This is a genomic window from Gemmatimonadota bacterium (assembly GCA_026706345.1).
Classification (GTDB): Bacteria; JAAXHH01; JAAXHH01; order JAAXHH01; family JAAXHH01; genus JAAXHH01.
This window is the reverse complement of sequence record JAPOYX010000274.1, coordinates 24,752-35,533: the sequence shown is the minus strand read 5'-3', so window position 1 is coordinate 35,533 and position 10,782 is coordinate 24,752. Positions and strand designations below refer to the sequence as shown.

Below are 10,782 nucleotides of genomic sequence, written 5' to 3'. Positions count from 1 at the left end.
AAAAAGATCGCAGATGAAGCAGATGGGACATCGACCAGGTCCAAAGATCGGGAAGCCCTGACCCGGAGGGCCTTTCTCAAGCAGGCGGCCTTCGTGGCCGCGGCGATGTCCGTTCCCTTTCCCGCGCTGGCGGACCCGTACGCGCCACAGGCGAAAGTCTCCGCGGGCAGCGCCGTACGCCCTGTCCGCGTCTCCGGACGCGTCACCGCCGGACGCTCGGGCCTGGCCGGTGTGGCGGTCACGGACGGATTGACGGTTACCGCAACGGACGCGGAAGGACGTTTCGAACTCGTTTCGAACACGCTTCAGTCTTTCGTATCGATCTCCACCCCCGACGGATACGCCATCGGGCAGAATCCAAGCGGTACGGCCTCCTTCTACCGGCCGATCATGGCGGACGAGTCGGGAGAGATGGCCGCCCGTTTCGATCTCGCGGCCCTGGACGGATCGGATGAACGCCACGGATTCCTGGTACTCTCCGACCCCCAGACCCAGGACGCCTACGAGATGGAACTGTTCCACGCGGAGACCGTGCCGGACGTGAAGACGACCGCCGCCGCGCTCGCCGGCCGCCGGCTTTTCGGTGTGGGCTGCGGGGATATCATGTTCGACGACCTGTCCCTGTATCCCGAGTATGAACGGGGCGTGCGTCGAATGGACATGCCCTTCTTCCAGGTCGTCGGCAACCACGACCTGGATTTCGGACCGTCCGACGACGGGTCCGTCCGCACGTTCTGCCGTTACTTCGGCCCCAACTACTATTCCTTCGACCGCGGCGCGGTCCACTACATCGTGCTGGACAACGTATTCTGGCACGGAGAAGGCTACATCGGCTACGTGACGGACGATCAGCTCAACTGGCTCGCCCAGGACCTCGCCCTGATCGAACCCGGCAGGACCGTGGCGGTTTTCAATCACATCCCCCAGTACACCACGCGTCATATAAGAACCGGGGACGACAGTCCGTCCATTTCGGCCACGACCGTAAACCGCGAGCGCATGTACCGCCTGCTCGAACCCTACCGGGCCCACGTGTTTTCCGGCCACGTGCACGAACACGAGCACATCTTCGAAGGCGGGGTGCACGAGATCGTCCAGGGCACGGTCTGCGGCGCCTGGTGGAGCGGCCCCATCTGCTGGGACGGGACGCCCAACGGGTACGGCGTCTACGAAGTCGACGGTTCGGACATCCGATGGCGCTACAAGTCCACGGGGGTGGACGAAAACCACCAGGTGCGGCTCTACCCCCGCGGAAGCGATCCGGGGGCGCCGGACGAGATCGTCGCGAACGTCTGGGACTGGGACCCCGAGTGGCGGGTCGTCTGGTACGAAGACGGCATGCGCAGAGGCGCCATGGCTCGCCGGCCGGGCACCGATCCCCTGTCGGAATCCCTGCACCGGGGATCCGACTTACCCGAACGCCGACCATGGGTGGAACCGGTCACCACGAATCACCTGTTCTATGCGCCCGTGTCACCCGGGGCCGGGCGGGTGGTGGTGGAGGCGACGGACCGCTTCGGCAGGACGTACACGGCTGAATTGGGCTGAGGCCGGTTGACGCTTGACGCCGCGCCGATGCTCGCGGACGGGTTGACGCTTGACACCGAGCTGACGCTTGACGCCGGGCTGATGCGGAAACACGTAGAGACATACGGCAAAACGGAATGTGCGCTGTAACGATAAACAGCCACATGTAGTCTTTTCATTCACGGCAACTCGGCACCGCCAGACTCAAGGGAGAGCATACCATGGCGAGCGACGGGCTTTCCAGCCCTTTCGACATTGACGACGACGGATATTTCTGGCTCAAGGGCAACCTGCATTCCCACACCACCAATTCCGACGGGAAACCGTCCCCGCAGGAACGGCTGGACGGCTACGTCAACCAGGGATATGATTTCCTGTGCATTTCCGACCACTACACGATCACCCGCATCGATACGGTCCGCGCACCGGGCGATTTCGTGCTGGTGCAGGGTGCGGAAATCCACCCCGAAAACCCCTTTGGCGGCCAGACCCACCATTTCCTGGCCTACAACATCGACGAAGACATGGATTCGAAGCGCATGCCACCGCAGCACGTGATCAACGAGGTGAGGCGGCAGGGCGGCTCGATATGGCTGGCCCATCCCCACTGGAGTTCAGTCAACATCCTCCGGGATACCCTTCCCCTGCACGGGCTGGCGGGCGTCGAAGTCTTCAACACCACCTGCCGTTGCGCCGGCCGCGGTGAATCCTCCGTGCACTGGGACGACTGGATGGATCTCCTGGGCAGGCCGATCCCCGCGCTGGCCAACGACGATTCCCACGCACTCGAGTCGGAAAACAGAGACACCTACGGCGGCTGGAACATGGTGAAGGTCAGGGAACGATCGGCGAAGGCGATCATCGACGCGCTGGAAAGGGGCTGCGCCTACGTCAGTTCCGGGCCCGAGATCCGGGACATCCAGCTTCGCCGGGTCGACGATCGGGGAGATGGGAATCGCGTGGTCGAGGCGAACATCCGGTGTTCGGAGGCGCAGAGCATCCTGGCCGTGTTCGATTCCCACGGGACGGAGTACAGGCCGGGCAACGGAGAGACCTTCGATAAGGCGACGTTTACGCTGCGGCCCAATGTCCGCTGGGTCCGATTTGAAATCATCGCGCCGGACGGTACGAAGGCGTGGTCGAATCCAACGGACCTGGCGACAGTCGGCAGGTGAGACAGTGACCCGGTACCGTGGCCACACAGACCGCGGAGCCTGCTGACCTTCGTGCCAGCGTCCGCGCGCGTCCTTCGCACCGGCGCACGCGTCCCACGCGTGGCGGATCCAAAAACTATGGCAGGTCCTGGCTACGGACGGCCTCGGCGAGCACGTTCGCCGAAGTCGCCGCGTTGTCGTTGTAGTACGTAACGAAGCGCCTGGTCTCAAAGGCTTCGTATGGGACGAGATTCTGTGCCCACCGATACCCGATGGTCTGAAACATCAACCGCGCCCGAACATTGATCTGCCGCACACCTGGCGGGGCTGCAACCCGGTATCGGATTCTGTCGCTGCCGGCCCGGAAATCCGCATCTTCCCGCGCCCGGCCATGCACCATGATGGCGGCATCGGCGGTTGCCGTGTCGAATCCTTCCGGAAGCAGACGGTTGTCCTTGGCATAGGTGACCGCCGTAAGAAGGCCCGTGGTGACCCTTCCCGATCCATCCGCGATGATCGGCTCATAGATCTGCACCTGGCCGGGGTCGTCGATCACCCGGTAGTGCGGCTCAAATCTGGACGCGTCCGCGTCGTTGTCGTTCCCTTCGATACTTCCGTCGGAGCGCATGGCGCCGGATTCGAACAGCAGGTTTCCGTCCGCGGAGCGCACCGCTAAGTGGATCCAGGCTCTTCTGGACGGGTAGGCCGTGGGCAGCTTGTGGCCCGCCAGGTTCGTCACCTCGAGATCGATCAGGAATTGGCCGTCCTCGCGAGATACTTCCAGCACCTCCAACCGGGCGGTGGCGGTCTCCAGGTGCTCTCGCGTCGCTTCGGCGGCCCGCTGAAGATCGTTTGACGGCGCAGCGACAAGCAGCTCGTCGCGATACCGGTCCAGCAGACGCAGCATGAACGCGTTGCCGCCGCGAAAGACGTGTTGCGAGAAGCCCTCCCGGGGTTCCCCAAGCACCGAGGAAATCGGCGCCGATGAAGTCTCCGGCATGTGGCAGGACTGGCAACTCAGGGAATCCGCGAAGGCACTGTGCCGCCATTCGAGGTAGGGCGTCTGCTCCGGAAAGCGGGACACCTCCCGTCCTTCCGTGTCAAGACTCGGTGTGAACAGGGTGTGGCAGGTGGCGCACAATTCGGACTGCTGGATGTGCGTGGAACTGTCGGGCAGGAAACCCGTGGCCGACTGCATGATCCGGCTCAGCCCGTCGTCCACGCCAAACGGCCCGAAGATCCTGGGGTCGCCCGGATCGCCCGGATCGCCCGGATCGCCCGGACCGCCCGCGACCACCGAACGTATAACGAAGTTTCCGTCGAAACTCGATGTCTCACCGAAGTTTTCGGGGAGGATCTGGTGGCACGTGGTGCAAGACACGCCGTCTAGCGCCCACTTCGCCCTTTCGTCACCCCGCCTTGCGGCCTCCAGGAGCTCGAATACTTTACCGAGGCCGCCGTCCGCTCTCGCCAGCGTGCGCGCCATGGGCATATGGCAGGTCGAGCAGGTGTCCTCGATCTCCGCCTGCGCTTCCGGATGGTCGGTCACCTCGCGGCGCACGGATGCCTGCCAGTACGGGTCGCGCGCCGAATTCGCCATGATGGACCCGCGCCAGACGTGACCGATGGATACGTCCGTCCCATCCGCGTCGGCAAGATCGCTATGACAGGCGATGCACTGATCCGAAGTGGCGAAGGTGCTGTGGTCCACGGACTGCGCCTCCACCGATGCCCAGGCGAGCCAGATCAGGCTGCCGAGCGACCCCAGCGTGATGTACGCCCACAGCCTGGTCCACAACCTGCCCGAATAGCTACCAGCCATCGAGGAAGCCTCCGTCGAACCAGTCCCACAGCAGGTACATGACGATCTGTGACTTACGGCCCTGGCTATTGGCGACCGGAACCCGTACCCCCACGTTGATCAGGACATGCTGACGCGTATTCAAAGCCACCTGCATTTGAGGTGCCAGGTCGAGCGTGATGTCGGCCCCGGAAACCAGTTCGCGGGACGCAAGCAACTCGATCATGGGACTCCAGGCCCGGCCGAACTCGCCCTCCGTGAAGGTTCTGCCGATCGCGGTCCGTACGATACCCTTGTCCTCAACGGACCCCGTTACGGCGAAGTCCGCCTGTACCTGGGACTGGATAAAGGCGTCGCCCGGCAATAATTGAACGAAGGAAACGTGGGGCTCCAGCTTCGTCGAGCCGGCACCGAAACCGTCGTCCTCGTCACCGGTGGGCAGGACGATCTCGCCGCCAATGCTGAAGGCGTTTCCTCGATCCAGATTGTGATAGAGCGCATATCGGTAGCCGAGTGTAAGATCTCCGAAGCCGATATTGGTGCTGCCGTCCCGGCGGGATTCGCGCCGGCCGAAAGGAACTTTCACTTCGATCATGCCGCGGGGGCCGAATCGCTTCTCGTACAACGGCTCGATGGTTACGGCCTTGCTGTCGTCCGTATCCAGCCTGAGGTTTATTACGGTCTCGTCTTCTGGAAACGTCTTCTCGGTAAACAGGGGCTTGGGCACGTTGAATTCGCCGCGAGGCCAGTTCTTGTTCGTGCAGAAGGTGCGGATGTGGCCGAGAATGGCGTAGATTTCCTCGTCCGTGAGGGCATCCCCGAAGGCCGGCATCATCCGGTCGAAGGCCCGCACCGGCCCGCCCTCATGAATCACGGCGTGCCAGTCCGGGTCGGGTTCGCGGGAGGCGAACTCGCAGTCGGTAAAGTCTGGAACCTCCAGTTCGAATCCGCGATCTTCGACCGCCCGTCCCCGTCCGTCCGAACCATGGCATGCCGCACAGGCCTGTTCATAGAGTCTGGCCCCGTCTATCTGGTCGGCGAAAGCGGGACGCGCGAGCAACAGACAGAGAAGACAAAGCTGTGCCGCAAAGCATTTGAAATGTATTCGCATATCCGCGCAAGATCCCACGACGGAGGAGGGCCGGACTGGCCGGACTACGCCTTGTACGCTACGAACCGGCCGGCCGGAAGGAGTTTCCGCCTTACCGTTGACGCTTTGAAAGTGACTGTGTGTTATGTTAGACGAACTAAGGAGGTGATTTCCTGCGATTCGAATTCAGACCACTCGCTCAATCCGAACGCGTTTCACCCCTTCCCGCCGGATGCGGTAACACACTGCGAAGAAATCGCTGGCGTCTCCGACCATCCGGGCGAAGAGATTCACCGCGACGGGGCCGTCCGGCATATTGGGGCGGCCGTCTCTGCCGTAGAACCAGCACAGTTCGGTGATGCCGTCCAGCCACCCGTGCATCAGGCCCGGCTCCAGGCGATAGTAGCAGATATCACCGGGCAATGTGCGGCTCGTCAGGTTCTCGGGCGGAATGACGATGTCCTCGGACAGGAAGTAGGCGATCTCACTGCCCGAGTACACGGCGTGGATGCCCTCTTCCTCGAGGGGAAGCGCATCCCAGACCGTCTGGCAGGTCTCCGGCGCCTCGTCCTCAAGCAATTCGGCATCGACGGAAACACCCTCTTCGACAAAGGTCAGGCGGATTCCACGTGGCATGGCTATCTTCCAGTTTCCTTGAAATATACAGGTATAGCTACCCGAAGCGGAACTACAACTTCAGGAAAAGTCCGATGTCCCAGGCCGGGGCGTCCAGCAGATTGTGTGCGCCCGCGTATTTCGTCACGCCGGCGGTGATCCCCGTGTTTGACGTGATATAGAAATTCAACTCAGGTCCGAAGGACACGTACTGCTGGTCGTTCAGGGTCCATTCGTCATCCTTGCCGACCGTCTTCGCGCCGCGTATCCAGCCGGAAAAAGCGACACGCTCGCTGAGCATGAATCCCGCTTCCACGGCGTACCGTATCTCGTCCGAGAAATCGCTCTCCCGATTGTTGAAGCCTATTTCGCCTTTAAGATAACCCGGTGTCGGCCACAGGGAATGACCGACTTGGAGGGAGAACAACTGGTTGAATTCACCGTCGCCGGTGAACAGGCCGACTTCCTGTTGTTCGGAAAAGGAATCTCCCAGCGGCAATCCGGCCATGACCTGAAGGCTTACGACCGTGGCCCTGTTGGTGATCAATCCAATCCTGGCTCCGAGTTCCCAGTCCCCTGTACCCGTCTTGGTATCGGACCTGGGCCTGTCTTCACTGATACGTTGGTAGAAAGGAATGTATCCTACAAGCGTCAACCGGTTTGCAAGGCCGTATTCACCATACAGGCTGGTTGTATAACGGCTCTGGTCCGTTATGTCTATCCTGTCTCCGGAAGGCTCAAAATACGAATCGCTCCGAATTATCTGCTCGTTCAACTTGAAGTAGCCCTTGCCCTTGGGATGGGTCCATCCTCCGGCGACGGCAGTGCTGGTCTGAAGGATGAATCCCGCGAGCATCGCGGCAGTAAAGAGGATTTTCGACATGGGCTGTCCCTTAGAGGATGCAGAACAACCACATCTTCAAGGTTGTTCGAGCTGATTCGAAACCTCCGGGCCAGTGGTGAGGACCGGTTTTCATGATTGGTCCGATTGCCGCAGTCCTCTGTAATTGCCTATAGTTTCAGGAACAATCCGACTTCCCAGGTCGGTGCATCCAGCATGTTATGGCTTCGAGTGAATCTCGACATGCTGGCGGTAATCCCCGCATTGGGCGTAACGTAGAAACTCACCTGGGGTCCAAAGGAAAGATACTCGATATCGTTGCGCGGGTGAAATTCGTCATCCGCTCTGTCGAGGGCTTCGACACCACGAAGCCAAAGCGATACGCCTAATCGCTCGGCTATCGTGTATCCGGCCTCCAGACTGTACCGTAGTTCGTCAGCATAATCGTCTTCAGGATTATCGCTGCTCTTCCGGTTGTTGAATCCGATCTCACCTTTCAAGTAGGCGGGTACAGGATAGAGCGAATGGCCTATCTGTAGGGAGAAATGCTGATTGAATTCCCCGTCGCCGGTCCAAAGAATGATATCGTCCCCTGAATCGCCCAGTGGCAATCCGGCTATGGCTTGCAGACTGACCACCGTTGGTCCTCCGGTGAGGATCCCGAACCTGACCCCTACGTCCCAGTCGCCAATCCCCGACGATGAGGGGATCTCGTCCACATCCGCGCTGAAACTCGCATAAAAGGGCATGTAACCGACCAACGTTACGCGGTCGAGAAGACCGAATTCACCGTACAGACTTGTCGTATATCCACTGACGGTGGTGGGTATGTCATGACGCTTGCCATTCGGAAGCGTAATTGCGTCTGCCCGTACTACCTGCTGGCTCAGTTTGAAATAGCCTTTGCCCTTCGGTTGTGTCCATCCTCCAGCGTGGGTTGCGGAAGTATGGCAGATAACAACTGCAACGATGAACATGGAGAAGATCATCCGTATCATATTGTTGCTCCCTTGTGGTCTAGTTACTCAGAGCATTCGAGGAAATTCGCAAGTCGAACGCCCTGCAATAGAGGATGACATAGTCGTAGGAGTCTATATCCTTGCCCGATGGGGGTGTGAACGTACTCGTAATACTAGTCATACCTGTAACTTCGCCGAAACTGCGCGCGGTGCTGGGCAAAGTTTCTCCCACGGCCCAGTCAATGTTCGGATTCTCTGATAGCGCCAACCACGTATCAGGCGCAGTGCTCCTAAAACCGGTTATTGTCAGCTTGAGTTGCCCGCCAGCAACTTCACTTAATGTTACATTCCCAGCAGCTGAATAACTGCCCGAAATCGTTGCGGTTCGACTCTTCAACATCGGAGGCGGTGGCGGCGGAGGTGGTGCCGTCACCGTGAGCGTCGCCGTACCGGACTTGCCGTCCACCGATGCTCTTATCGTCGTGGATCCTGCATCCTTTCCTGTAGCCAACCCGGAGGAGTTGATCGTTGCTTTCGAGGTGTCACTGCTCGTCCAGGTAAAGGTCTTGCCCGTTATTTTCGTGTTATCCGAGGCATAGGCAGTAGCCGAAAACTGCTGTGTCTCGCCCTCCTCAATCGAAGGGGACGATGGTGACACCGCGACCCGGTCCACAGGGGGCGGCGGGGGGTCGGTCACAGTCAGGGTCGCCGTACCGGACTTGCCGTCCACGGACGCCGTTATCGTCGTGGATCCTGCATCCCTTGCCGTGGCCAAACCCGAGCTGTTGATGGTCGCGACCGTGGTGTTGCTGCTCGACCAGGCAAAGGTCTTCCCTGTTATCTCCATGTCATCCGAATCGTACGCGGTGGCAGAGAACTGCTGCGTATCGCCTTCCTCGATCGAAGGAGACGATGGGGACACGGTGACCCGATCGACAACAGGAGGCGGCACGGTAACCATCAGTGTCGCGGTGCCTGACTTGCCGTCCACGGACGCCGTTATCGTCGTGGAGCCGGCATCGACCCCTGTAGCAGTCGTAGCCGTCCCTGACGATGGACTTACCGTGGCAACGGAGGTCATGCTACTCATCCACGTAAACGTTTTGCCAGTTATCTCCATGTTATCCGAGTCATAGGCCGTCGCAGAGAACCGCTGCGTATCGCCCTCCTCAATCGACGCCGACGGCGGACTCACCGTCACGGATGCCACCATTGGTTCGGGCGGCGGCGGATCAGGTGGAGGCGGCGGATCAGGCGGATCAGGCGGGGGTTCGGGATCAGGTTCAGGATCCGGCTGCCCGGTCACCTTCAACTTGGCCGTACCGGATATATCGTCAACCGTTGCGGTTATCGTCGTGGATCCCCCACCCACGCCGGTAGCGAGACCCATTTCGTCTATGGTTGCTACGGTTGTACTTCCGGTTTTCCACGTAAAGGTCTTGCCCGTGATCTCCATGTCGTCCGAGTCATAGGCTGTCGCGGTAAACTGCTGCATCTCACCTTCTTCGATCGTCGCTGTCATCGGCTCCACGGCAACTCGATTTACTTCTGGCGGTTCGGCAACCGTGACGCTCACCGGTTCGGAAGTTGTTTCTTCTGCCATGGCGGTAACATCCGCCATGCCTGCTCCTACCGCGGTAATCAGCCCGGTTGAATCAACGGTCGCCACCTCGTTGTCGTCGCTTGACCACGCGAAGGTCACACCACCGATCATGGTCCCATCTGAAGTCCGGGCGACGGCTATGAGTTGGTGCGTACCGCCTATCTCGAGCATCACCGGCATCGCGTCCACGATCTCTACGCTGTCGACTTCCTGCACCGATTCCGCCACGGTGACCGTCGCGGGCATACTCGTCACGCCATTCCCCGTGGCCGTTATCATTGCCGTACCGGCGGCGACTGCCGTTACCAACCCGGTTTCATCCACCGTGGCGACTTCCTCGTCGTCGCTCATCCAGGTGAAATCCACGTCATCAATCACCATGTCGTCGGAAGTCGTGGCAACCGCCGTGAACTGGAACATGCCTCCGACCATGATCATCATTGAGGGTGGACTCACCGTCACCGTCGATACCACCGGCTCGGGAGGCGGGGGTTCGGCCACGTTTATCGTTACCGGCGAACTCGCAATGCCGTCCGCCGTAGCGCGGACCGAAGCCGTACCTGCACCAACGGCTGTGCCCACACCGTCGGAAGTAATGGTCACAACGCTGGTGTCGCTGCTCGCCCATGAGAAGCTGACACCATCTCGGACGGCGCCTCCCGCTGTCCGGGCCGTTGCCGTGAAGGTCACCATTTCACCCACCATCAATTCCTGTGTCGAGGATGGACTGACAGATACGCTGGCCACGGCGGCCACGGTGACCGTGATCGTCGCAGGTCCGCTCGTAATGCCGTTTCCAGTAGCGCTGATCGTGGCCGTGCCGGCGCTTACCGCGGTTGCCACGCCGGCTGAATTGATGGTCACGACAGCGGTATTGTTGCTGGACCACGTGAAATTGACGCCGCTTATCACGGTGCCGTCGGAAGCCTTGGCGGTCGCAACGAACCCTTGCGTCCTGCCCACCTCCAGAGATACCGCGTTCGGACTGATTTCGACTACGGAGACCGTTGGAGCCGGGGGTGGTGTTGGAGGCGGTGCGGGCGGCTGGGTAGTGGGCGGACTGGTCGGTGAATCGCCGCCGCCGCAACCTGCGACCAGAAAGCCGCCTGCAAAAACCAGCATGGCTAAACATGTCGTGATCATTCTGTATGACATACAACCTCCCACCGTAACGTAAGGCGTCACTACGTTT

9 protein-coding genes are annotated in these 10,782 nt (G+C 60.5%); 3 read left to right on the top strand and 6 right to left on the bottom strand.

Annotation, left to right across the window (positions count from 1 at the left end):
* Window positions 1-105: 105 nt before the first annotated feature.
* Together OXG98_19160 and OXG98_19155 are read left to right on the top strand one after the other, a co-directional pair.
* Entirely contained in the window at window positions 106-1,548 is a 1,443-nt protein-coding gene (locus tag OXG98_19160; protein ID MCY3774128.1) for a calcineurin-like phosphoesterase family protein, read from the top strand.
* A gap of 200 nt (window positions 1,549-1,748) precedes the next feature.
* Window positions 1,749-2,702 carry a CehA/McbA family metallohydrolase gene (locus tag OXG98_19155; protein ID MCY3774127.1) on the top strand — a complete coding sequence of 318 codons (954 nt, stop codon included), beginning with the start codon at window positions 1,749-1,751 and terminating at the stop codon, window positions 2,700-2,702.
* A gap of 115 nt (window positions 2,703-2,817) precedes the next feature.
* On the opposite strand, the gene OXG98_19150 is transcribed toward OXG98_19155, so the two are convergent.
* From OXG98_19150 to OXG98_19125, 6 genes are all read right to left on the bottom strand, one after another.
* A complete protein-coding gene (locus OXG98_19150) occupies window positions 2,818-4,503 on the bottom strand; it encodes a hypothetical protein (protein MCY3774126.1) in 1,686 nt (561 codons plus the stop codon).
* Window positions 4,493-5,593 carry a c-type cytochrome gene (locus OXG98_19145; GenBank protein ID MCY3774125.1) on the bottom strand — a complete coding sequence of 367 codons (1,101 nt, stop codon included), beginning with the start codon at window positions 5,591-5,593 and terminating at the stop codon, window positions 4,493-4,495. The genes OXG98_19150 and OXG98_19145 overlap by 11 nt, the downstream gene beginning before the upstream one ends.
* Window positions 5,594-5,758: 165 nt before the next feature.
* Entirely contained in the window at window positions 5,759-6,208 is a 450-nt protein-coding gene (locus OXG98_19140; protein ID MCY3774124.1) for a DUF3830 family protein, read from the bottom strand.
* Between the two features lie 52 nt (window positions 6,209-6,260).
* Window positions 6,261-7,070 (bottom strand): hypothetical protein, encoded by an 810-nt coding sequence (locus OXG98_19135; GenBank protein MCY3774123.1) that lies wholly within the window; start codon window positions 7,068-7,070, stop codon window positions 6,261-6,263.
* A 128-nt stretch (window positions 7,071-7,198) separates the two neighbouring features.
* A complete protein-coding gene (locus tag OXG98_19130) occupies window positions 7,199-8,026 on the bottom strand; it encodes a hypothetical protein (protein MCY3774122.1) in 828 nt (275 codons plus the stop codon).
* 19 nt (window positions 8,027-8,045) lie between these two features.
* A complete protein-coding gene (locus tag OXG98_19125; protein ID MCY3774121.1) occupies window positions 8,046-10,031 on the bottom strand; it encodes a DM13 domain-containing protein in 1,986 nt (661 codons plus the stop codon).
* On the opposite strand from OXG98_19125, the gene OXG98_19120 reads away from it, so the two are divergent.
* Window positions 10,021-10,767, top strand: a complete 747-nt coding sequence (locus OXG98_19120; protein MCY3774120.1) for a hypothetical protein — start codon at window positions 10,021-10,023, stop codon at window positions 10,765-10,767. The two genes, OXG98_19125 and OXG98_19120, sit on opposite strands and share 11 nt — an antisense overlap.
* Window positions 10,768-10,782 lie beyond the last annotated feature (15 nt).

What these genes read in the sequence shown, in the direction of transcription:
- OXG98_19160 (MCY3774128.1), top strand. Translation starts at nt 106, where the DNA reads ATGTCCGTTCCCTTTCCCGCGCTGGCGGACCCGTACGCGCCACAGGCG.
- OXG98_19155 (MCY3774127.1), top strand. Translation starts at nt 1,749, where the DNA reads ATGGCGAGCGACGGGCTTTCCAGCCCTTTCGACATTGACGACGACGGA.
- OXG98_19150 (MCY3774126.1), bottom strand. Translation starts at nt 4,503, where the DNA reads ATGGCTGGTAGCTATTCGGGCAGGTTGTGGACCAGGCTGTGGGCGTAC.
- OXG98_19145 (MCY3774125.1), bottom strand. Translation starts at nt 5,593, where the DNA reads ATGCGAATACATTTCAAATGCTTTGCGGCACAGCTTTGTCTTCTCTGT.
- OXG98_19140 (MCY3774124.1), bottom strand. Translation starts at nt 6,208, where the DNA reads ATGCCACGTGGAATCCGCCTGACCTTTGTCGAAGAGGGTGTTTCCGTC.
- OXG98_19135 (MCY3774123.1), bottom strand. Translation starts at nt 7,070, where the DNA reads ATGTCGAAAATCCTCTTTACTGCCGCGATGCTCGCGGGATTCATCCTT.
- OXG98_19130 (MCY3774122.1), bottom strand. Translation starts at nt 8,026, where the DNA reads ATGATACGGATGATCTTCTCCATGTTCATCGTTGCAGTTGTTATCTGC.
- OXG98_19120 (MCY3774120.1), top strand. Translation starts at nt 10,021, where the DNA reads ATGATCATCATTGAGGGTGGACTCACCGTCACCGTCGATACCACCGGC.
- OXG98_19125 (MCY3774121.1), bottom strand. Translation starts at nt 10,031, where the DNA reads ATGATGATCATGGTCGGAGGCATGTTCCAGTTCACGGCGGTTGCCACG.